This window comes from Sphingomonas sp. SKA58 (genome assembly GCF_000153545.1).
In the GTDB taxonomy this organism is placed as follows: Bacteria; Pseudomonadota; Alphaproteobacteria; order Sphingomonadales; family Sphingomonadaceae; genus Sphingobium; species Sphingobium soli.
Genome location: NZ_CH959306.1, coordinates 1,147,852 through 1,170,353 on the forward strand (window position 1 = coordinate 1,147,852; position 22,502 = coordinate 1,170,353).

Consider the following 22,502-nt stretch of genomic DNA (forward strand, 5'->3'; position numbering starts at 1 on the left):
CTGCCAGCGGGGCCTTTTTTCTGTCGCTCAGAGCGAAGAGCCGAGCTTCACCACATTCGCGCGCCTGCGGGGCAGCGAGTTTTCCGCGTAAAGGCTCGCCATCGGCTCATCCTCGACCTCGATCGTCGATTCCGAAGTAAAGCCGTTGAACCCGGTGCGCATGGCCGCGCCATAGGCGCCCAGCATGCCGATCTCGATATAGTCGCCGGCCTTCACGTCCGAAGGGAGCATGAAGGGGCCGACCATATGGTCCATATCGTCGCAGGTCGGGCCGTAAAAGGAAAAGCCCTCCAGCGATTCCAGGCTTGCTTCTTCGCGCAGCAGTTCGACCGGGAAACGCCAACCGATATGCGCCGCGTCGAACAGCGCGCCATAGGCGCCGTCATTGATGTAGAGCTCATTGCCGCGGCGACGCTCGACGCGCACCACGACCGAGCTATATTCGGCCGACAGCGCGCGGCCGGGTTCGCACCACAGTTCCGCAGAATAGCTGATCGGCAGGCTTTCGAAACCGCGGTGGATGGCGTCGAAATAGCGCTCCAGCGACACCGGCTCCATGCCAGGATAAACCGAGGGGAAGCCGCCGCCTACGTCGATGATGTCGACCGTGACGGCCGCATCGACGATCGCCGCGCGTACGCGTTCGATGGCGTCGCTATAGGCCTGCGGGCTCATGGCCTGGCTGCCGACATGGAAGCAGATGCCGAGCGCATCGGCGGCCTGACGCGTGGCCATCAGCAATTCGCGGGTTTCGCCCAGTTCAGCGCCGAATTTGGACGCCAGGCTGAGTTCGGCATGTTCCGACGACACGCGCAGGCGAACGCACAATTCCAGATCGGTCGCATGGCCAGTCGCGCGCATGATCTTGTCCAGCTCGTCGATCGTGTCGAGCGAGAAGGTGCGCACGCCATGAACATGATAGGCTTCGGCAATGGCTTCCTCTGCCTTGACGGGATGCATGAAGCACAGCTTCGCGCCATCCTGCCCGGCAAGCGCTTCGGCAACCAGACGCACCTCAGCGATCGAGGCCACGTCGAAATGCGTGATGCCCGATGCGAACAGGGTGCGGATCAGATCAGGAGACGGATTCGCCTTAACCGCATAAAGTGAGCGACCCGGAAACTTCTCGGCAAAGAAGCGGGCGGCCCGAGCAGCGGCTTCGGGGCGAATCAGCGTTACCGGTGCTGCCGGTTTGAGGGTGGTCGCTACCCCCAGCGCGCTAGGATGCTTGTGCAATTCAAGGGACCTCCAGTGTAGTCGTTGGCAGTAAAAAAGCTGCCTTGCGGTGGAAGTCCCATGGGGCAGCGGACGGCCGATATATGCGGCGGGCTCCCCTCTGTAAAGCATCGGTAGAAATTTTGTTGCGTGGCTTGCCGTCAGCCGTGCCTCAGGAGAGACGGGCCTTGAAATCAGCGTAGGAAAAGGACCGGATTTCCTTGAGTTCGTCCGTGTCGCTGTTCCAAAGCCAGATGGATGGCAGGGGCACGCCGTTGAAGGTGTTGGTCTTCACCATCGAATAATGGGCCTGATCCAGGAAGGCGATACGCGCGCCCGGCTCAGCGCCACCGGGGACCCGATAGTCGCCGATGATGTCGCCCGCCAGACAGGACGGGCCGCCGAGCCGGGTCACGGGACCGTTGCTGTCCTCATGCAACATGGCGGGGCGATAGGGCGCTTCGATCACGTCAGGCATGTGGCAGGTGGCGCTGATGTCGGTGATAGCGACGGGCATGCCATTGTCGATGACGTCCAGGATTTCGCCGACCAATATGCCCGCGTCCAGCGCCATCGCCTCGCCGGGTTCGATATAGAGATCGAGCCCGGTCTGCGCCTTGATGGTCTGAAGAAAGGCGACGAGGTCGTCGATCTGGTAGTCGGCGCGGGTGACATGGTGGCCGCCGCCAAAATTCAGCCATTTAAGATTGGCAACGTGGGGCATGACGCGCGATTCGATCGCCGTCCAGGTGCGCTGGAGCGGGAGAAAATCCTGTTCGCACAGATTGTGGATGTGGAGGCCATCCACGCCTTCCAGATGCTCCGGCCGCAACTGGTCGACCGGAAAGCCGAGCCGACTATGCGGCTGCGAGGGGTCATATTTGGGCACTTCGCCTTCGGCATGGAGCGGGTTCAGGCGCAGGCCGATGTCGAAGTTCACACCGTCCTTGCGTGCAGCGTCGATAACTGGCTTCAGGCGCGCGATCTGGCCGGGGCTGTTGAAGATGACATGATCGGAAATGCGCAGAATTTCGGCGAGATCATCGGGCTTGTAGGCGGCGCAATAGGTCGCGACCTCACCACGATATTCCTCTCGGCCGAGGCGCGCTTCATAGATGCCCGAGGCGCAGACGCCGTCAAGATATTCGCCGATGACGGGCCCGAGCGACCACATGGAAAAAGCCTTGAGCGCGCCTAGCACTTTGATGCCAGCGCGATCACCAATGTCGCGCAGGATCGAAAGGTTGCGGCGGATCGCGGTCTCGTCCACTACAAAGGCGGGCGAGGGCACGCGGTAGAGGTCGAAGCGGGCAAAGGCGGCGGGATCGCCGGCGCGGGTTTCCATAACAATAACTCCGTCACCCCAGCGGAGGCTGGGGTCTCAGGCGAGAGGGCACGGCGATGCCGCACGAGATCCCAGCCTTCGCCGGGATGACGATCCTGCGTGGGATCGTCAGAAGTCGAGCGGCGCGTCCAGTTCCTTCACCTGCCAGGGCAGGCCGTGCTTGTTCAGCATGTCCATGAAGGGATCGGGATCGAACTGTTCGATGTTGAACACGCCTTGCCCACGCCAGGCGCCGGTCAGCATCATGGCCGCGCCGATCATCGCCGGCACGCCCGTCGTGTAGCTGACCGCCTGGTTGCCGGTTTCGGCATAGGCGTCCTCATGATCGCAGATATTATAGACGTAGACGGTCTTCTCCTGACCGTCCTTTTGACCCGTCGCGATGTCGCCAATGTTGGTCTTGCCCTTGGTGGTCGAGCCCAGGCTCGACGGTTCGGGCAGCACGGCCTTGAGGAACTGGAGCGGGATGATTTCCTGGCCATTATAGATGACCGGGTCGATCCGGGTCATGCCGACATTCTGGAGCACCTCGAGATGTTTGAGATACGCGTCTCCAAAGGTCATCCAGAAACGGATGCGCTTGATTTCGGGATAGTGGGTGGCAAGGCTTTCCAGTTCCTCATGATACATGAGGTACATGTTCTTCTCGCCGACCTGGTCGAAGTCGAAGACCTGCTTGTGGCTGAGTGCCGGCCCTTCGACCCATTCGCCGTTCGCCCAGTGGCGCGAGGGCGCGGTCACTTCGCGGATGTTGATCTCGGGGTTGAAGTTGGTGGCAAAATGCTGGCCATGATCGCCGCCATTGCAATCCAATATGTCGAGCGTGTCGATCCGGTCGAGCAGATGCTTCTTGATGTAGCTGGCGAAGACGCTGGTAACGCCGGGGTCGAAGCCCGAACCCAGCAGCGCCATGATGCCGGCGTCCTTGAAGCGCTCCTGATAGGCCCACTGCCAGCTATATTCGAACTTGGCGGTGTCGCGCGGTTCGTAATTGGCGGTGTCGAGATAGTCGGTCCTGGTCGCGAGGCAAGCGTCCATGATCGCCAGATCCTGATAAGGCAGGGCCAGGTTCACGACGAGTTTTGGCTGGACCTTCTCAATGAGCGCGATCGTCTCGTCCACATTGTCGGCATCGACCTGCGCCACGTCGATGGTGACGCCCGTGCGCGCCTTCACCGATTCGGCGACCTTTTCGCAACTGACGATGCGGCGGCTGGCCAGCGTGATATGGCTGAATATGTCGCTGTTCATCGCCATCTTGTGGACCGCGACAGAACCGACGCCGCCCGCGCCGATGACCAGAACCTTGCTCAATTGTGTCTCCATATGCCTGCTGCGCGTGCCCGCGCGAAAGCGTCCATATAGGGTGCGGGCATGACAGCGCAAAGTCAGATGCGCCTGGGCGGGCCATCCGGCCTGTCCTTTGGGGCAGTCGCGCATCCTCCCGCCGGCTGGCGCGTAATGTCAGCATCCTCGCATGACGGGGAGTGACAGAGGAAGGATGACGACATGAAAGTATCCACCCTAACGATCGCGCTGGCCGGCGCGTTGCTATCCGTCAGCGGCGGGGCAACGGCCCAGACAGCGACCAACCCCATGGTCGGGGGCGCGGCCATGTCACCGACCAAAGATATCATCGACAACGCGGTCAATTCGAAGGATCACACCACGCTGGTTGCGGCGGTGAAAGCGGCTGGCCTGGTCGATACGCTGAAAGGTTCTGGTCCCTTCACCGTGTTCGCGCCGACCAATGCGGCCTTTGCCAAGCTGCCCGCCGGCACGGTCGACACATTGCTGAAGCCTGAGAACAAGGCCGACCTGACCAAGATCCTGACCTATCATGTCGTGCCGGGCAAGCTGAACGCGGCCGACCTGATCGCGCAGGCCAAGGCCAATGGCGGCAAGGCGATGCTGACGACCGTTCAGGGCGAACCGCTGACGGCATGGGTGGAAGGCAATTCTGTTTATCTGACCGATGCTAAGGGCGGCAAATCGATGGTGACCATCGCAGATGTCAATCAGTCGAACGGCGTTATCCATGTCATCGATACGGTGCTGATGCCCTGACCGTTCCGATGATGTGAGGGAGGCGGCCGACCCGACTGCATGCGGGCCGGCCGCTTTCCGATCCTAGACCACCAGCTTTCTTAGCCCCTCAATCATATCCGCCTCATGCGCGGGCTTGTCCTTGCGGATACGGGCGATGCGTGGGAAGCGCATGGCCAGGCCGGACTTGTGACGCTTGCTGTCGTGGATGCTGTCGAACGCAACCTCCAGCACCAGCGTCTTTTCCACCTCCCGCACCGGGCCGAAGCGATTGACCGTATTCTGGCGGACGAAACGGTCGAGCCATTTCAGTTCTTCGTCGGTGAATCCCGAATAGGCCTTGCCCACGGGGAGCAATTCACCGTCGGGCGTCCAGCATCCAAAAGTGTAATCCGAGTAATAGGATGAGCGTTTCCCGTGGCCACGCTGCGCGTACATCATGACGCAGTCGGCGGTCAGCGGATCGCGTTTCCACTTATACCAGAGCGCCGCCTTGCGTCCGGCGACATAGGGACTGTCGCGGCGTTTGAGCATCACCCCCTCGATCGCGGCATCGCGGGCACCGGCGCGGATGTTGGCGAGGGCGGCGAAGTCCGCAGCCTCGATCACTTGCGACAGATCGAAGCGGTGTGGATCGAGCGTGGGCGCGAATGCCTCCAGCCGGGTGCGGCGCTGGTGCCAGGGCAGCGCGCGAATATCGTCCTCGCCTTCAATCAGCAGGTCGTAGAGGCGCACGAAGGCGGGATAGTCCTCCATCATCTTGGTGGTAACGGCCTTGCGTCCCAGGCGCTGTTGCAATGCATTGAAGCTGGCGGCTTCACCCCCTTGGAACTCGCCTTTGACCAGCAATTCGCCGTCCAGTACGGCTTGGCCGGTGAAGGCCGCGGCGATTTCGGGAAAGCTGCCGGAAATATCGTCGCCGGCCCGGGAATAGAGTCGGGTCTCACTGCCGGTGCCCACAATCTGGATACGGATGCCGTCCCATTTCCATTCGGCGGCATAGTCGGTGAGGTCAACGCTGTCGGCCTCGAGCGGATGGGCGAGCATGAACGGGCGGAAATAGGGCGTGCCCTCGGGGTCTGGGCGACCGGCGCGGCCTTCGGCCCAATCGAACAGGGCCGCATAGGGCGGGGAGAGGGCGTGCCAGACCTGTTCGACATCATCGACGTCGAGGTCGAAAGCCTGGGCAAAGGCTGTCTTGGCCAACCGCGCCGAAATGCCGACTCGCAGGCCTCCGGTCGCCAGTTTCAAGAGCGCGAACCGTCCCGATGAATCGAGATGGTCCATCATGTGCGCGAGCGCGTCGGGCGCGGCGGCGCGGCTGACATTGTGGAGGCGGTCGATGACGGCGGAGAGGCTGAGCGATCCATCATCCAGTTCCGCAGGCTGGTCGGTGCGTTTGGGCCAGAGGAGGGCAACGGTTTCGGCGAGGTCGCCGACATAGTCGCGGCTCATTTCGTAAAGAATGGGGTCGGTGCGGGCGCGGATCATTTCGCTGATGGCGGAGGATTTGACGGTTTTGAGATCAAGGCTGCCAGTAAGCGCGGCAAGCGCCCAGCCGCGATCGGGATCAGGCGCGTCGCGCAGATAGGTGGCGATCAGGCCAAGCTTGCCATTGCGCGAGCGGGTGTAGACGAGGCCGTCGAGAAGTTGGGAGAAGCCGCGCATCAGCCTTCATCCTCGTCTTCACGGCCGACCAGCGCGAGCGCGCGGGCGCGGATCTGATGGGTCATGCACCAGTGGAGCAGCGCTTCTTCGCGGCCATGGGTGATCCAGGTTTCGTTGGGGGCGACTTCCCGGATCGTATCGGTGAGTTCGTCCCAGTCGGCATGGTCGGAAATGACGAGGGGCAATTCGACATTCTTCTGCCGGGCGCGTTGGCGCACCCGCATCCACCCTGACGCCATAGCGGTGATAGGGTCGGGCAGGCGGCGGCTCCAGCGATCGTTGAGCGCGGATGGGGGCGAGAGGATGATATGCCCGCGCATCTCCTTGGCCGGAACGCCGGTGGCAGGGCGCAATGCGCCCAACTCGACGCCAAAATCCTGGTAAAGCGCGCACATCCGCTCCAGCGCGCCATGGATGTAAATGGCGTCATGATGGCCGCGGCCGCGCAGTTCGGCGATGACGCGCTGCGCCTTGCCCAGCGCATAGGCGCCGACGAGGACGCAGCGGTCGGGATTGGCATGGAGCGCGGCGAGCAGCCGATCCATCTCGCTGCCGGTGTCGGGATGGCGAAACACCGGCAGGCCGAAGGTGGCTTCGGTCACGAAGATATCGCAGGGGACGGGTTCGAAGGGCAGGCAGGTAGGGTCGGGGCGGCGCTTATAATCGCCGGTCACGACCACGCGCTCACCGGCATGGTCGAGGATGATCTGCGCCGATCCCAGCACATGACCGGCGGGGACATAGCGGATCGTCACGCCCCCTAGCCGCACGTCTTCGCCATAATCGACCGCAGTGCCGCTGGCCGTGCCATAGCGCAGGCCCATGATCGCCAGTGTCTCGCGCGTCGCCCAGACATGGCCATGGCCGCCGCGCGCATGATCGGCATGGCCATGCGTCACCAGCGCGCGCTCCTGCGGCAGGGAGGGGTCGATCCACGCGTCGGCGGGCCGGACATAGATGCCTGTCGGCTGTGGTTCGATCCAATGCGCCATGGGGCAAGAAGATGGGAAGGGGCATGGCGGTTCCGCAAGCCTGACCAGAAAGGCGAGTCACCGCATGGTAACGCCAGCGTCACGTCGCCGACACGCCATTGCCCTATCGCGCGAGGATAGGAACGCGCAGCGGGGAGTCGCGATCATGGCCATTTCAGCCCACAGGACCATCACCAAGGCGGTGCACAGGCATCGCCATCTATCGAAACAGGGCTTGCTGGAACGCGCCTTCACCTTCGCCTTTCGCGGGCTGGTCTATGCCCAGATCTGGGAGGATCCGGCGGTGGACATGGAGGCGCTGGCGATTCAGCCCGACAACCATGTGGTGACGATCGCGTCGGGCGGGTGCAATGTGCTGTCCTATCTGACCGCGGACCCGGCGAAGATCACGGCAGTGGACCTGAATACCGCGCATATCGCGCTCAATCGTCTGAAGCTGATGGCGGCGCGGACGCTGCCCGATCATGCCAGTTTCCATCGATTCTTCGCGCAAGCCGACGATCGCGCCAATGTGGCGGCCTATCGCGAACTGGTCGCGCCGCAACTGGACGAGGCAACGCGGCGTTACTGGGAAGGGCGCGACCTGATCGGCCGGCGGCGCATCGGCGGATTTGCCCGTGGCATCTACAAACACGGCTTGCTGGGCCGATTTATCGGCGCGGCGCATCTGCTGGCGCGGCTGCATGGCGTCAATCCCCGGCGGATGCTGGACGCGCGGACGCGTGAGGAGCAGTTGGAAATTTTCGAGCGCGAACTGGCGCCGATCTTCGACAGGGGCTTTGTGCGCTGGCTGACCAGTCAACCGGCGTCGCTGTTCGGCCTTGGCATCCCGCCCGCGCAGTTCGAGGCACTTGCCGGGGACGCGCGCATGGACGCAGTGTTGAAGACGCGCCTGAAGAAACTGGCATGCGATTTTGATCTGAAGGACAATTATTTCGCGGTGCAGGCCTTCGGGCGCGGCTATGCAGGGGGTGAAGGGCCGTTGCCCCCCTATTTGCAGGCGGCAAACCATGAGGCGGTGCGGACGCGGGCCGGGCGCGTGGATGTCCGTCATGTCAACTTTACCGATTTTCTCGCCAGCCAGTCGGCAGCGTCCTGCGACCGCTATATCCTGCTCGATGCGCAGGACTGGATGGATGACGACCAGTTGAATGCGCTGTGGGCGCAGATTACGCGAACGGCGAAGCCGGGGGCGCGAGTTCTGTTCCGCACTGCGGGTGAGCCGAGCATCCTGCCGGGCCGTGTCAGCGACAACGTGCTGGGGCGCTGGCAGTATCGCGCCGACGCCTCGCGCGATTACACAGCGCGTGATCGTTCGGCCATCTATGGCGGCGTTCATCTTTATGTGCTGAGGGATGATGTGTGAACGATCATAAGGGGCTGATGGACGGGGTCTATCGCTACCAGCGGCATATCTATGACCTGACGCGCAAATATTATCTGCTGGGGCGGGACCGGCTGATCGCTGATCTCGCCGTGCCGGACGGCGGGACGGTTTTGGAAATCGGCTGTGGCACGGGGCGGAACCTGATCGCAGTGGGTAAGGCGTGGCCGCAGGCGCCATTATACGGTGTGGACATATCGGAAGCGATGCTGAACACGGCGCGCGGCAGCGTGGCGAAGGCAGGCATGGCGCAGCGCGTCACGCTGGCGCAGGGCGACGCTTGTGGCTTTGATGCGCTTACGCTGTTCGGGCGCGCGACCTTTGACCGGGTATTCATCAGCTATGCGCTGTCGATGATCCCGGATTGGGAAGCGGCGCTGCGGCAAGCAGCGCGATGCGTTGCTCCGGGCGGCAAGCTGGAGATCGTCGATTTCGGGCAGCAGGAGCGCCTGCCGCGATTTTGGAAGCGCGCGCTGTTCGGCTGGCTGGGGGCGTTCCATGTGTCGCCGCGCGCGGGCCTGCACGCGGCGATCGAGCAGCTGGCGCAGGATGTCGGCGGCGTGGCGCAGAGCCGGACGCTCTATCGCGGCTATGCGGTGCGCGGCGGGTTGATCCGGGTTTAATTATGGGGCGCGTAGGCACCGCTAAGTGGCTTCAGGCAGCGTTACGGGTCTTTACGCCTCTTGTCTGACGACGGATATCCAAGATATGGGCCGCCAGTCGGTGTAACTTGCTCCCATCAATCTGCTCAAGTCGTCGCGTTCCGATCCGGCCATCAGCCATCGCCAGGGATTGGATCAGCGGATCATCATCCTGCATCGCTTGTTCGATCGAGAGTTCATGGATGAAATCCCAGCAGGCGCGATACGCATCCTGCCGACTTAGCTCGCCAAAGTCAGCAAACTGCGAGCGATACATCAAGTTGCGATTGGCTGATCCACCTTCATAGCCACCCGCAATGTAATTTGCGCGCGTGCAGAAATTGGCAATGACCTCGCCGTCAAAGGTCATCCAGGCATGGCCACAGGTGCAATTGCCATAACGCGTGCTTTGGATATCCAGTCGGCCACGCACTTCAGGAGCGAAGCGCTCGATCACCAAAGCTCGCAACCCACTCCAACGCATCTCAAGCCGCCTGGCGCTCCAGCAGTTCCAGGTCCAGCCGGTCCCAGATTTCCACCAGTGCGCCGACCAGGTCGCGCATCATTTCTTCCGTATGGGCGGGGCCTGGTGTGAAGCGCAGCCTTTCGGTGCCGCGGGAGACGGTGGGATAATTGATGGGTTGAACATAGGCGCCATATTCGGCGAGCAGGATGTCGCTGATCCGCTTGGCCTTGACTGGATCGCCCACCATCAGCGGGACGATATGGGTGACGGAGTTCATGACCGGCAGCCCCGCGTCGCGCATCAACTGCTTGAGGAGCGCGGCCGATGCCTGCTGCCCCTCACGCTCCTCGCTGGACCCCTTGAGATGGCGCACGCTGGCCAGGACGCCCGCGACCAGCACGGGCGAAAGGGATGTGGTGAAGATGAAGCCGGGCGCATAGCTGCGGATCACGTCGACGATCATCTGGTCGGCCGCAATATAGCCGCCCATGACGCCGAACGCCTTGCCCAGCGTGCCTTCGATGATGGTGACGCGATCGGCCACTTCGTCGCGTTCCGAAATGCCGCCACCGCGCGCGCCATACATGCCCACGGCATGGACTTCGTCGAGATAGGTGAGCGCGTTAAATTCGTCCGCCAGGTCGCAGATGGCGGCGATGGGGGCGATGTCACCGTCCATCGAATACACGCTTTCAAAGGCGATCAGCTTGGGCGCATCGGGATCTTCGGCGGCAAGCAGTTCGCGCAGATGATCGACGTCATTGTGGCGGAACACGCGCTTTTCGCATCCGGAATGACGGATGCCCGCGATCATCGACGCATGGTTGAGTTCATCGGAAAAGATGATGCAGCCGGGCAGCAGCTTTGCCAGCGTGGAGAGCGTCGCTTCGTTCGACACATAGCCCGAGGTGAAGAGCAGCGCCGCTTCCTTGCCGTGCAGGTCGGCGAGTTCGCCTTCCAGGTCGACATGATAATGGGTGTTGCCGCCGATGTTGCGCGTGCCGCCCGATCCGGCGCCGACATCGTGCAGCGCCTCTTCCATGGCGGCGACGACCTTGGGATGCTGGCCCATGGCGAGATAGTCGTTGGAGCACCACACGGTGATCGGCTTGGGGCCGTTATGGCCGTGGAAGCAGCGTGCGTTGGGGAAAGCGCCCTTGTTGCGCAGGATATCGATGAAGACGCGATAGCGGCCTTCACTATGAAGCCGGTCGATCGCCTGCGAAAAGATGTGCTTGTAATTCACTACGCTTCTTCCCGTTCGTTCGCGCGCATATTGTCGTTCTGGGCGCGCATTTCCCCTGCCCATATGGTCGCATTTACCTGCGTGATCCGCTCATTACCAGCGATAACCATTCGCAGCCTTAGGGGGAAATACCTATCAGACTGATCGATGAAAGGGGCATTGGACAAATGGCCTACCCCGTCAGAGTTGTTCGATCCGATCAAGGCCATAGCGCGCCAGAGCCGGGCGCAACCTTTCCTGTTGGGCGTCGAGGCGGGTGAACACGGCAGTTCCCGGGGTTGGCTCAGCCGGCCAGGTCTGACCCTCCGTCAGGAAGGCAATGCGGCGGGCGATGCCGTCTCCGCCATGGACGAACCCCAGAGAATGGGGAGCGGCGGCGGCCAGTTCGGCCTCCACCAACGGAAAATGGGTACAGGCGAGGACGACCATGTCCATGCGCTGCCCCCCCGGCTGAGTCGTAAGGCCTGCAAGCGCCGCACGAGCGACCCGGGGATCGAGTGGTTCCCCGCGCAGCTTGGCTTCGGCCAACTGCACCAGGGCTGCTGAGCCATGACGCAGGACGATGCAATCGGCGCCATGTTCTGCCGCAAGGCGATCGACATAAGGCTGGCGCACGGTCGCGTCGGTGCCAAGGACGCCGAAGATACGGTTTTTCGACAGAAGCGCGGCGGGTTTGATCGCAGGAACGGTGCCGACCACGGGTATGTCGAGCGCGGCGCGCACATGCTGAAGGGCGATCGTCGAGGCGGTGTTGCAGGCGATGACAGCGAGGCGCGGGCGATAGCGCTCCACCAGGCGGCCAAGCAGCGCTGGCACACGCGCGGCGATTTCCGCTTCGCTCTTGGTGCCATAAGGAAAGCCAGCGCTGTCGGCGGCATAGACTATGGATGCGGTGGGCAGCATGTCCCTGACCGGGGCGAGGATCGAAAGTCCGCCCACGCCGGAATCGAAGAACAGGATGGGAGCATCTGCAGCGACCGTCATGCCCGCTCCTGTCGCGATGGGGCGCTTGCCTGTCAACGCCCCTGCGCGACGTCAGCGGGTGACGGCTAGTCCGCCGGCAAGGACCACCGCATCCTCGATCGCGCCGGTCGGCACTTGGCCATAGGCGCGCATCGCCTTCTTGCGCAGGGCAAGGCCCGCATAGGCGCTGGCGATGGCGGCAGTGACGGCCGTTGCGGCGCCCAGCGCGCCTTTGCCGCGCGGGGCGAGGACGGCCCCGGCGAAGGCCGACGTGACGATGCGCACTGCCAAGCCGCGCTTCACTGTGCGGTCGGGCGCGCTTTCCATCTTGTCGCCCGCCATTTCCAGCCCAGCGAGCGCAACCGCGCCCGTTGCGATCAACGGGTTGGAGAGGAGCGCGGTTGCGCGCGGCGCATCGGGCAACAACCCGTCGCGCGCGGCGCCGGCAAGCACGGCCAGCGGGGTGAGCGAGCGCTGGCCAGCAACCAGGCCGATAAGGGCGGATCGAAGTATCAAGGCAAGCTCCATCATGTCCGGGAAGAGAGGCATAAGCGCCCGAACGAGCAAAAGGATGCGGGTGACAGATACGGGTGACAAAGGGCGTCATCATGGCGCGATACAGCTTCGCCATTGCTCCGCGCGACTGTCACGCTATGGTCGCGGGCACTTTCTATCGGCGATGTTCATGACACCTTATTGGCTTCTTCCCACTCTCGTTCTGGTCCTGGGTTATCTGCTGGGCTCCATCCCCTTTGGTTTGCTGCTGACCCGCGTGACCGGCGCGGGCGACCTGCGCCAGATCGGGTCCGGGAATATCGGCGCGACCAATGTACTGCGCACCGGGCGCAAGGGGCTGGCCGCCGCGACATTGTTGCTGGACCTGCTGAAAGGGGCTGCGGCGGTGCTGATCGGTGCCGCGATTGTCGATGGCGGTGGGCCGATGGCGGGCGCGATGGCCTTCATCGGTCATTGCTACCCGGTGTGGCTGCGCTTTGCCGGGGGCAAGGGCGTGGCGACGATGATGGGTGTCGTGACCGCGCTCTATTGGCCTGCGGGCATCGTTTTTGCGCTGGTCTGGCTGGGCCTTTTGTTCGGCACGCGCTGGTCGTCGGTCGGCGGAATGTCGGCGGGGATCAGCGCGCCCATAGCGATGTGGGCATTCGACCGCGTCGACCTGGTGCCGGTGAGCCTTGCGATGGCGTTGATCCTGTTGTGGCGGCATCGGCAAAATATCGCGCGATTGACGAGGGGTGAGGAACCCAAGGTCGGGAAATCCAAGACGGCTATGCCTGAATGAGTGAGCGGGAGCGGTTCGATCGATTGCGTTTGATCCGCTCGCCGCGAATCGGGCCAGTCAGCTATCGGCAACTGCTTGCCCGCTTTGGCAGCGCAAGCGAGGCGTTGCGCGCCATTCCCTTGCTGGCGGAACGGGGCGGCGGCCGGGCGAGCGTAGCCGATGCCGGCGCCGTAGAGCGCGAGATAGCGGCCACCCGCGCACTGGGCGGCCGCTATCTGTTGATGGGTGATGCTGATTATCCCGTTTTGCTCCACCAGATGGAAGGCGCGCCACCGGCTCTGATCGTGCGCGGCGATGCGGCACTGGCCGCGCGGTCCTGCGTCGCCATCGTGGGCGCGCGTAACGCATCGGCGGCGGCGTGCCGCTTCGCGCGCAGTCTGGCGCAGGACTTGGGGCAGCGGGAGGCGGTGGTCGTATCGGGACTGGCGCGGGGGATCGATACCGAAGCCCATCGCGGGTCGATCGACAGCGGTACGATCGGCGTCATCGCCTGCGGCATCGACGTGGTGTTTCCGCCGGAGAATCGGGATTTGCAGGAGGCGCTTGCTGAACGCGGCCTGCTTGTCACCGAACATCCGCCGGGCGTTCAGCCGCTCGCGCGGCATTTCCCGGCGCGCAACCGGATCATCGCAGGGCTGGCTTTGGGAACGGTCGTGGTGGAGGCCGCGCCCAAATCGGGATCGCTCATCACCGCGCGGCTGGCGGGCGAGGCGGGGCGCGAGGTGATGGCGGTGCCCGGATCGCCCATCGATCCGCGCGCGCAAGGGTGCAACCTGCTGATCCGCGAGGGCGCGACGCTGATCCAGAATGGCGCGGACGTGATCGAGGCGATCGGCGGTTTCGACCCGCGCATGGTGCGGCAGGGGAGCTTCGATTTTATCGGCGAGCCGGTGTCGAGCGACGTTGCGCAAAGCGAGCGCGCCGCTGTCATCGGGCTGCTGGGGCCGGCGGCGGCTCCGGTGGACGAACTTATCCGCCTGTCGGGCCTGTCGCCCGCCGTGGTGCAGACGGTGCTGCTCGAACTGGAACTGGCCGGCGCGCTGGAGCGGCATGCGGGCGCTAAGGTAAGCCTGCGCTGAAAGAGGCTGGCCTTGGGCGGCAGCCATGCCTACATCAGCGACGCTTGACGGGGGGCGTCATCCCTTTCCACACTCGCGCGTATACGTGAGAGATTTTTTACCGGGGCATCCATGCAGCTTGTCATCGTCGAATCGCCGGCCAAGGCGAAGACCATCGAAAAATATCTGGGCGGCGATTTCCATGTCCTCGCCAGCTATGGCCATATCCGCGACCTGCCGCCCAAGGACGGGTCGGTGGATCCCGACAACGGCTTTGCGATGTCTTGGGAAAATTATGGCGACAAGGGCAAGCAGCTGAAAGCCATCGCCGACGAGGCGAAGAAGGCCGACCGATTGATCCTGGCGACTGACCCTGATCGCGAGGGCGAGGCGATCAGCTGGCATGTGCAGGAAGTGCTGCGCGCGAAGAAGGCGCTGCCGCAAAAGGTCGACCGGGTGACGTTCAACGCGATCACCAAGGCGGCAGTGACCGAGGCGATGGCGCAGCCACGCGCGCTGGACGAGGATTTGATCGACGCCTATCGGGCGCGCCGGGCGCTTGATTACCTGGTGGGTTTCACCCTGTCGCCGGTGCTGTGGCGCAAGCTGCCGGGCGCCAAGTCGGCCGGGCGCGTGCAGTCGGTGGCGCTGCGGTTGGTGGTCGAGCGCGAGCGCGAGATCGAAAGCTTCAGCCCCCAAGAATATTGGTCGGTCGCGGCTGAGATGGAGCAGGGCGGGCAGGCCTTCACCGCGCGCCTTGTCCGCTGGAAAGGCGAAAAGATTGAGCGCCTGACCATCGGCAAGGAAGGCGACGCCATGGCCGCCAAGGCCGATGTGGAGGCCGGGCGCTTCACCGTCGACAAGGTCGAGACGAAGCCACTCACGCGCAATCCGCCGCCGCCCTTCACCACGTCCACTTTGCAGCAGGAAGCGGCGCGCAAGCTCGGTTTTTCCGCCAGCCACACGATGCGGATCGCGCAGCAGCTCTACGAGGATGGCGCGATCACCTATATGCGGACCGACGGCGTGCAGATGGACGGAAGCGCGATTTCGGCGGCGCGCAAGGCGATTGCGGACCGTTATGACGGCGGCTATCTGCCCGAAAAACCGCGCCAATATCAGACCAAGGCGAAGAATGCGCAGGAAGCCCACGAGGCCATCCGTCCCACCGAGTTCGGCCGTGACAAGGCGGGGTCGGGCGATCATGCGCGCCTCTATGATCTGATCTTCAAGCGTGCGCTGGCAAGCCAGATGGCGTCCGCACGGCTGGAGCGCACGACGATCGACATGGTCGATGGCAGCGGGAGTCATACGCTGCGCGCCACCGGGCAGGTCGTGATCTTTCCGGGCTTCCTGGCGCTTTACGAAGAGGGCCGCGACGACAGCGAGGACGATGATGCGAAGCTGTTGCCGCGCATGGCCGCGGGGGATGCGCCGGCCAAAAAGAAGGTCAGTGCCGAACAGCATTTCACCCAGCCGCCGCCGCGCTATTCCGAAGCCTCGCTGGTCAAGCGGCTGGAGGAACTGGGTATCGGGCGGCCGTCCACCTATGCCTCGACCTTGCAGGTGCTCAAGGACCGCGACTATGTGCGCGTGGAGAAAAACCGTTTCTTTGCCGAGGAAAGCGGGCGGCTGGTCACGGCGTTCCTGGAGCGGTTTTTTGAACGCTACGTCTCCTATGATTTCACCGCGGGGCTGGAAGACGAGCTGGACGATATCAGCGGCGGCCGGGCGCAGTGGCAGGACGTGCTGGAGGCCTTTTGGCGCGACTTCAAGCCCAAGACCGCCGAGGTGATGGAGCAGAAGCCGAGCGACATCACGGCGGAGCTGGACAAGTTTCTGGAGCCGATGCTCTTCCCGCCCAAGGCCGATGGCAGCAATCCGCGCGCCTGCCCGATGTGCGGCGACGGCCAACTGGCGCTGCGCGGCGGGCGGTTCGGGGCGTTCATCGCCTGCTCCAACTATCCCGACTGCAAATATACCCGTAAATTTGGTCAGCCCGGCGGCAAGGACGGCGAAGATACAGGGCCGGAAGTGCTGGGCCAGCACCCCGAGACCGGGCAGGACATCACGCGCAAGTCCGGCCGCTTTGGCCCCTATATCGAGATGGGCGAGGGCAAGGAGGCGAAGCGCGGATCGATTCCCAAGGATCTGCCCGATGGCGAATTGACGCTGGACTGGGCGGTCAAGCTGCTGAGCCTGCCGCGTGAGGTGGGGCTGCACCCGGAAACGGGCAAGCCGATCGTTGCCAATATCGGCCGCTTTGGGCCGTATCTGCTGCACGATGGCAAATATGGCCGCTTGTCCAACACTGCCGAGATTTTCGAGGTGGGGATGAACAGCGCTGTCGTGAAACTCGCCGAAGCGGCCACGCGCGGCGGCCGGGGCGCGGCGCGCGAACCGCTGAAAGTGCTGGGCGCGCATCCGCGCACCGAAGCGGAGATCAAGGTGATGGAAGGGCGCTATGGTCCCTATGTCACCGATGGCACGACCAATGCGACGCTGCCCAAGACGGTCACGCCCGAAGCGTTGACCCTAGAGGAAGCCGCGCAACTGATCGACGCCAAGGCCGCGGCTGCCCCGGCGAAGAAGGGCAAGAAGAAAGCCGCGCCCAAGAAGGCAGCAGCGAAGAAGGATAGCGCGCCCAAGAAACCTGCCGTCAAGAAGGCATCGGCGAAGAAGACTGCCGCAACGGGCTGACCATTCTGATCATTTAGCTGCTTCATTTCGGATCAATAACGACTTGCGACTTACCATCCTTTCCTGGATGATATTCGCGGGTCGTGCGGATTCGGGGGGAGAAGCACATGCAGATGCGGCAATTTTCTGGCGGGATGGTTCTGTGCCTGGGGTCACTCCTCATGTCTGCGTGCGCGGGCGCGGGCGGCGCGCGCGTCGAACCCGTTACGATGGCGGTCTATCCCGACAGCGATAGCTGCCGCACGGCACGGGAGCCTGACGTGCACAGGGGCAGGCCCAAGCCGACGGCGGCGGATTCCCGTCCTGGTGCAATCAATCTGTCCTGTTTCACATTTCCCGGCGTCACCGATCCCCGACTGACGGCTTATCATGCGGCGGTAGACGATGAGATTGCCCGAAATCGCCTGGCTGCGATCTTGCTGAAACAGGCGGATGACGTTTGCACGTCGGAAAAGGCGCTATTGCTCAAGCGTCAGGCCGAAGTGAATGGCTGGATGAGCATCTTCACCACAGGCTTGGCCACTACTTCGACGATCGTGACAGGGGAACTGGCAAAATCCATTCTCTCCGGTGGCGCTGCCGTCATCAGTGGTAGCCGCGACCATGTGAACACCCATGTCTATCGCAACCAGATCATCCAGACGATCACCAAGGCCATCGACACCGAACGCGTCCGGTTGCTTGAGTTCATCACCCCGCATCTGAAGCAGACCGCTGCGACTTATCCTGTCGACGAGATGATCCGCGAGGTGAACGCCTATCATCAGGCCTGCTCCTTTGGCACCGGACTACAGATCGTGATGGAGTCGGTCGAAAAGCGCGAGGCGTTTGACAAGATGGCGCGGGTGCAGAGCATCGACGACCAGATTCGCACGTTGGCGGATGAACGAGGGCGCAGTATCGCACCGGCTGACGCTGATACGCGGATGCAAATATTGCGCGATGAACGCATCCGGTTGGCAACGGGTGTCACCATCGATTAGCCGGCCTTTGGTCTTGTCGCACCCTGATATTGCCGGGTCGGCGGCCATGGTCGGATAATAGGTGCAAAGCCGGCCCAACCGCTGATGAGGCAGCAGCTGCGAAACCTGCTGCAAGCGGTCGGGCAACGATCTTGCTTGGCGGTTATTCCACCCAATCCAGACCGATGTCGCGGTAGATGAAGCGGTCGTCTTCCCAATCTTCCTTCACCTTGACGTGCAGGTAGAGATGGACCTTGACGCCGAGCAGCGTGGCCAGTTCGGCGCGCGCCTTTGATCCGATTTCCTTGAGACGCTGACCGCCCTTGCCAAGCACGATGGCGCGCTGGGTCGGGCGAGCGACGAGGATTTGCTGGTGGATTTCGACCGATCCATCCTCGCGTTCCTTATATTGTTCGGTATCGACGGCGGCGGCGTAAGGAAGTTCGGCGTGGAGCTGGTGATACAGCTGCTCGCGGGTGATTTCGGCCGCCAGCATGCGGTCGGTGGCGTCCGACACCTGATCCTCCGGGAAATGCCATGGTCCCTGCGGCATAGCGTCGGCAAAGGCGGTCTTGAGCTGCGCCAGGCCGTCACCGGTCTGGGCGGAGATGAAGAATGTCTCCTCAAAGCCGACCCGCTCATAGAGTTTCTGGGTGTGGACCAGCAGCTTTTCCTTGATGGCGATATCGACCTTGTTGAGCACAAGCCATTTGCGTTCAGAGCGATGGACGAGCGCCTCGACGATCGGCTCCATCTTGGGGCCAAGACCCGCTTTGCCATCCACGACAAGCGCGATGAGGTCCGCGCCCTGCGCGCCGCCCCAGGCCGCCTGCACCATCGCGCGGTCGAGCCGACGCTTGGGTGCGAAGATGCCGGGCGTATCGACCAGCACGATCTGCGCGTCGCCTTCGATCGCGACGCCCATGACACGGGTGCGAGTGGTCTGCGCTTTGGGGCTGGTGATCGCCACCTTCTGCCCCACCAGCGCATTCACCAGCGTCGACTTGCCCGCATTGGGGGCGCCGACGATCGCGACTACGCCGCAGCGCTGGGATTCTTCTGAAACGTCCAACAAATATACTCCGTTCGACTACGGCAATCTCGTCGTCCCGGCGAAAGCCGGGATACCGCTTATTCTCGCGTGTTTTGCGGAAAAAGCGGGATTCCGGGTCAAGCCCGGGATGACGAGAATGTTGTAGGTGTTTTCTATCTTGAGAGGAAGCTGGACCTATCCCGCCAGTTTCTCTAGCAGCGCCTTGGCCGCCGCCGTTTCTGCTTCCTGCTTGGATGCGCCGGTCGCGCTTGCCTCGCCTGCACCCTTGATCGAGACGGCGACGGTGAAGCGCAGCGCATGCTGGGGGCCGGAGCGGTCTGTCATCTGATATTCGGGGGGCTTGCGCCTGTTGGCGGCGGCCCACTCCTGAAGCGCGGACTTGGGGTGGCGCGGCGCGCTGGTCTGGGTGTCGACCCGGTTGCCCCACAAGCGGCGGACGAGGGCGCGTGCTTCGTCCAGGCCGCCTTCCAGATAGAGCGCGCCAATGAGCGCCTCCATCACGTCGCCCAGCACATTGTCGCTGTCGGCGGCGCCATCGTCGCGTGCCTGCTTGCCCAGGATCAGATGCTTAGGCACGCCTGCGGTGCGGGCGATGTCGGCGCAGGTTTCGCCGGAAACGAGAGCGTTGTAGCGGCGCGACAACTTACCTTCGGGTTCGTCGGCGAAGCGGTCGAACACCCATTCGCCGATCAACAGGCCCAATATGCGATCGCCCAGAAATTCCAGCCGCTCATAATTGACCGGCTTGGCGCTGCCATGGGTGAGCGCCTGTTCGAACGTCGCGCGGTTGTGCGGCGCGCGGCCGATCAGATCTTTGAGCCAGCCATCGGTGTCAGGTCTGGGTGGCGATACGGTCAAAAGCCTTCCCCGATGCGACTCCAGCGGGCGGCGGTGAACCAGGTCCAGGGGAGCAGCCAGTTGGCGCTGCCATCGGTCGAAAACACCGAAACCAGCGCCTTGCCCACCAGATTCTTTTCGGGGACCAGGCCGATGCCGCCGCCTTCGACCGCGGGGAAGCGGCTGTCGGCGCTGCGGTCGCGATTGTCGCCCATCATGAAGAGATGGCCTTCGGGCACCAGCACGGCGTCACGATCATCGGCCGCGCCATCGGGCAGCAGGTCGAGCACATTATAGCTTTTTCCGCCGGGCAGCGTTTCGCGAAATTGCGGATAGCGGCATTGCCGACCGCCGCCCGGTGCGGCTTCCTCAAAGTCCGGGCGGTAGCAGGGCGAGGGGCTGCCTTCCTTATCCGACGCTTCGATCATGTTTGGGGTCACGGGGATGACGAAGTCGGCGACCTTCTGCTTGGGAATGGCCTGACCGTTGAGATACACCGTGCCGCCGCGTACCGCGACGATGTCGCCGGGCAGGCCAATCACGCGCTTGATATAATCATTCTTCTGCGTCGGCGGCGCCTTGAACACCGCCACGTCGCCGCGTTCCGGCGTGGAGGCAAGGATGCGGCCGGGGATCAACGGCACGCTGAACGGCAGCGAATAGCGCGAATAGCCATAGGGCCATTTGGCCACCAGCAGATAATCGCCGATCAGCAAGCGCGGCTGCATCGATTCCGATGGGATGTTGAAGGGCGAGACGATGAAGCTGCGCAGGATGAAGACGAACAGGCCCAGCTTGACGAGAAACCAGAGGAAGTCCCGTGTTTCGGATTTGGCAGTCATGGATGCTGGTCTTTTCCTTCGCTTCAGCCCGTAAAAAGGACCGTCGCGGCTTTTGAGGCGTCGTAAAGGCCGCGTCAAGCACGCCCGATGGTGCATTGCACGCAAGCCCGGTCTAGAAAGACACAGAATCGACCGGTGCAGCGTCGATATCGACCAACGTCACAAAAAGGATTCCCAGCATGACCAGCCCTGCACTGCACGGTCCCTTGGCGGCCATTGCCGCGCTGCCCCAACCCGACCTCAAGACGATCTTTACCGCTGAGCCCGACCGGTTGTCGTCGCTGGTGCTCAGCCAGGGGCCTTTGCGGTTCGACTGGTCCAAGACGCACCTGACCGGCGACCTGATCGACGCGTTCCTGACCCTGGCGCAGGAACAGGGCTTTGCCGCGCAGCGCGATGCGCTCTTCGCTGGCGAGGCGGTCAACAATACCGAAGGTCGCGCTGCCGAGCATCCTGCCGAGCGCGGCGAGGGCAATGCCGACAGCGTTGCACGAGCCAAGGCGCTGCACGCGCGGATGCGCGCGCTGATCGATGCGATCGAGGCGGGTGCGTTGGGCGAGATCCGTCATATCCTGCATATTGGCATTGGCGGGTCGGCGCTTGGTCCCGACCTCATCATCGACGCGCTGGACGGCGATGGCATCCGCTATGACGTGGCGATCGTGTCCAATGTCGATGGCACCGCGCTGGAGCGGGCAATGGACAGTTTCGACCCGGCCTATACGCTGATCGCGGTCGCGTCGAAAACCTTCACCACGACCGAGACGATGCTGAACGCCGCAAGCGCGATCAACTGGATGGTCGAGGCCGGCGTAGAGGACCCCTATGGCCGGGTCATCGCGCTGACGGCCTCGCCCGACAAGGCAATCGAATGGGGCGTCGACGAAACGCGCATCCTGCCTTTTTCCGAAAGCGTGGGCGGGCGCTATTCGCTCTGGTCCTCGATCGGCTTTCCGGCCGCCCTGTCACTGGGCTGGGACGCGTTCGAGAGCCTGCTGGAGGGCGCGGCGGCGATGGACCGGCATTTCCGCCTATCCGACCCGCGCCAGAATGCGCCGCTGATCGCGGCCTTCGCCGACCAATATTATGCGCGGGTGATGGGATGCCAGACCCGCGCGCTGTTCGCCTATGACGAGCGGCTGAAGCTGCTGCCATCCTATCTTCAGCAGCTGGAGATGGAGAGCAACGGCAAGAGCGTGAAGCGCGATGGCACGCCGGTCGACGGCCCGACCGCGCCGATCACCTGGGGCGGAGTGGGCACCGATGCACAGCATGCGGTGTTCCAGTTGCTGCACCAGGGGACCATCATCGCACCGGTCGAGTTCATCGCCTCGATCGAACAGGGCCATACGCTGGACCCGGCGCATCACCGGGCGCTGCTGGTCAACTGCTTTGCGCAGGGCGCGGCGCTGATGCGGGGCAAGGAGAATCCGGACGATCCGGCGCGCGCCTATCCCGGCGGGCGGCCGTCGACCACGATCCTGATGGAGGATGTGACGCCAGAGGCGCTGGGCGCGCTGATCGCCTTCTACGAGCATCGCACCTTCGCCAATGCCGTGCTGATGGGGATCAACCCGTTCGACCAGTTCGGCGTGGAACTGGGCAAGGAGATCGCCAAGTCGATCGAAGCCGATGGGCCGAGCGGATTTGATCCGTCGACCATGGCGCTGATCGATCTGGCTTTGGGAGAGTAACCTAAACCCGTTCGGTTCGAGCCTGTCGAGAACCTGTTCTCGATACGTCTTCTCGACTTCGCTCGAAGGCTACTCGAACCGAACGGAATGGT

General features: G+C 63.2%; 20 protein-coding genes. 8 read left to right on the plus strand and 12 right to left on the minus strand.

Annotation, left to right across the window (positions count from 1 at the left end):
* Positions 1 to 27: 27 nt before the first annotated feature.
* The 3 genes from SKA58_RS06130 to SKA58_RS06140 all read right to left on the minus strand — a co-directional run bounded on the left by SKA58_RS06130 (position 28) and on the right by SKA58_RS06140 (position 3,874).
* Positions 28 to 1,236: a type III PLP-dependent enzyme gene (locus SKA58_RS06130; protein ID WP_009821514.1), complete on the minus strand. Its 1,209-nt coding sequence runs from the start codon at positions 1,234 to 1,236 to the stop codon at positions 28 to 30.
* 151 nt (positions 1,237 to 1,387) lie between these two features.
* Positions 1,388 to 2,560 carry a carboxynorspermidine decarboxylase gene (locus tag SKA58_RS06135; protein ID WP_009821515.1) on the minus strand — a complete coding sequence of 391 codons (1,173 nt, stop codon included), beginning with the start codon at positions 2,558 to 2,560 and terminating at the stop codon, positions 1,388 to 1,390.
* A 108-nt stretch (positions 2,561 to 2,668) separates the two neighbouring features.
* On the minus strand, positions 2,669 to 3,874 hold the full coding sequence (locus SKA58_RS06140; RefSeq protein ID WP_037542663.1) for a saccharopine dehydrogenase family protein: 1,206 nt from the start codon (positions 3,872 to 3,874) through the stop codon (positions 2,669 to 2,671).
* A gap of 195 nt (positions 3,875 to 4,069) precedes the next feature.
* Between SKA58_RS06140 and SKA58_RS06145 the strand changes: the two genes are divergently transcribed.
* Positions 4,070 to 4,627, plus strand: a complete 558-nt coding sequence (locus SKA58_RS06145) for a fasciclin domain-containing protein (protein WP_009821517.1) — start codon at positions 4,070 to 4,072, stop codon at positions 4,625 to 4,627.
* A 63-nt stretch (positions 4,628 to 4,690) separates the two neighbouring features.
* On the opposite strand, the gene SKA58_RS06150 is transcribed toward SKA58_RS06145, so the two are convergent.
* Complete coding sequence (locus SKA58_RS06150; protein ID WP_009821518.1) at positions 4,691 to 6,274, minus strand: cisplatin damage response ATP-dependent DNA ligase; 1,584 nt, start codon at positions 6,272 to 6,274, stop codon at positions 4,691 to 4,693.
* Positions 6,274 to 7,266, minus strand: a complete 993-nt coding sequence (locus SKA58_RS06155) for a ligase-associated DNA damage response exonuclease (RefSeq protein ID WP_009821519.1) — start codon at positions 7,264 to 7,266, stop codon at positions 6,274 to 6,276. The genes SKA58_RS06150 and SKA58_RS06155 overlap by 1 nt, the downstream gene beginning before the upstream one ends.
* Before the next feature lie 145 nt (positions 7,267 to 7,411).
* Here SKA58_RS06155 and SKA58_RS06160 point away from each other — a divergent pair, with 145 nt between their 5' ends.
* Both SKA58_RS06160 and SKA58_RS06165 read left to right on the plus strand, forming a co-directional pair.
* Entirely contained in the window at positions 7,412 to 8,632 is a 1,221-nt protein-coding gene (locus SKA58_RS06160) for a DUF3419 family protein (protein ID WP_009821520.1), read from the plus strand.
* A 17-nt stretch (positions 8,633 to 8,649) separates the two neighbouring features.
* Positions 8,650 to 9,273 (plus strand): class I SAM-dependent methyltransferase, encoded by a 624-nt coding sequence (locus SKA58_RS06165; protein ID WP_371388926.1) that lies wholly within the window; start codon positions 8,650 to 8,652, stop codon positions 9,271 to 9,273.
* Between the two features lie 31 nt (positions 9,274 to 9,304).
* Here the strand turns inward: SKA58_RS06165 and SKA58_RS06170 are convergent, their stop codons facing one another.
* From SKA58_RS06170 to SKA58_RS06185, 4 genes are all read right to left on the minus strand, one after another.
* Positions 9,305 to 9,775, minus strand: coding sequence for an SF0329 family protein (locus SKA58_RS06170; RefSeq protein ID WP_037542188.1), 471 nt, complete (start codon positions 9,773 to 9,775; stop codon positions 9,305 to 9,307).
* A gap of 1 nt (position 9,776) precedes the next feature.
* Complete coding sequence (gene hemA / locus SKA58_RS06175; RefSeq protein ID WP_009821523.1) at positions 9,777 to 11,003, minus strand: 5-aminolevulinate synthase; 1,227 nt, start codon at positions 11,001 to 11,003, stop codon at positions 9,777 to 9,779.
* Between the two features lie 180 nt (positions 11,004 to 11,183).
* Positions 11,184 to 11,987, minus strand: a complete 804-nt coding sequence (gene murI / locus SKA58_RS06180; RefSeq protein WP_037542190.1) for a glutamate racemase — start codon at positions 11,985 to 11,987, stop codon at positions 11,184 to 11,186.
* Positions 11,988 to 12,038: 51 nt separating this feature from the next.
* Positions 12,039 to 12,497, minus strand: coding sequence for a membrane protein (locus tag SKA58_RS06185; RefSeq protein WP_009821526.1), 459 nt, complete (start codon positions 12,495 to 12,497; stop codon positions 12,039 to 12,041).
* Between the two features lie 148 nt (positions 12,498 to 12,645).
* On the opposite strand from SKA58_RS06185, the gene plsY reads away from it, so the two are divergent.
* The 4 genes from plsY to SKA58_RS06205 all read left to right on the plus strand — a co-directional run bounded on the left by plsY (position 12,646) and on the right by SKA58_RS06205 (position 18,004).
* On the plus strand, positions 12,646 to 13,263 hold the full coding sequence (gene plsY, locus SKA58_RS06190) for a glycerol-3-phosphate 1-O-acyltransferase PlsY (protein ID WP_009821527.1): 618 nt from the start codon (positions 12,646 to 12,648) through the stop codon (positions 13,261 to 13,263).
* Complete coding sequence (gene dprA / locus SKA58_RS06195) at positions 13,260 to 14,342, plus strand: DNA-processing protein DprA (protein WP_009821528.1); 1,083 nt, start codon at positions 13,260 to 13,262, stop codon at positions 14,340 to 14,342. Before plsY ends, dprA begins: the two co-directional genes overlap by 4 nt.
* Positions 14,343 to 14,453: 111 nt before the next feature.
* Complete coding sequence (gene topA / locus SKA58_RS06200; RefSeq protein WP_009821529.1) at positions 14,454 to 17,021, plus strand: type I DNA topoisomerase; 2,568 nt, start codon at positions 14,454 to 14,456, stop codon at positions 17,019 to 17,021.
* A gap of 161 nt (positions 17,022 to 17,182) precedes the next feature.
* Complete coding sequence (locus SKA58_RS06205; protein WP_009821530.1) at positions 17,183 to 18,004, plus strand: hypothetical protein; 822 nt, start codon at positions 17,183 to 17,185, stop codon at positions 18,002 to 18,004.
* Between the two features lie 142 nt (positions 18,005 to 18,146).
* Here SKA58_RS06205 and era read toward each other — a convergent pair whose 3' ends face one another.
* From era to lepB, 3 genes are all read right to left on the minus strand, one after another.
* Positions 18,147 to 19,055, minus strand: a complete 909-nt coding sequence (gene era / locus SKA58_RS06210; protein WP_009821531.1) for a GTPase Era — start codon at positions 19,053 to 19,055, stop codon at positions 18,147 to 18,149.
* A 156-nt stretch (positions 19,056 to 19,211) separates the two neighbouring features.
* Entirely contained in the window at positions 19,212 to 19,895 is a 684-nt protein-coding gene (gene rnc / locus SKA58_RS06215; RefSeq protein ID WP_009821532.1) for a ribonuclease III, read from the minus strand.
* Entirely contained in the window at positions 19,892 to 20,716 is an 825-nt protein-coding gene (gene lepB / locus SKA58_RS06220) for a signal peptidase I (RefSeq protein WP_009821533.1), read from the minus strand. Before lepB ends, rnc begins: the two co-directional genes overlap by 4 nt.
* A 179-nt stretch (positions 20,717 to 20,895) precedes the next feature.
* On the opposite strand from lepB, the gene pgi reads away from it, so the two are divergent.
* Positions 20,896 to 22,410: a glucose-6-phosphate isomerase gene (gene pgi / locus SKA58_RS06225; protein WP_009821534.1), complete on the plus strand. Its 1,515-nt coding sequence runs from the start codon at positions 20,896 to 20,898 to the stop codon at positions 22,408 to 22,410.
* Positions 22,411 to 22,502 lie beyond the last annotated feature (92 nt).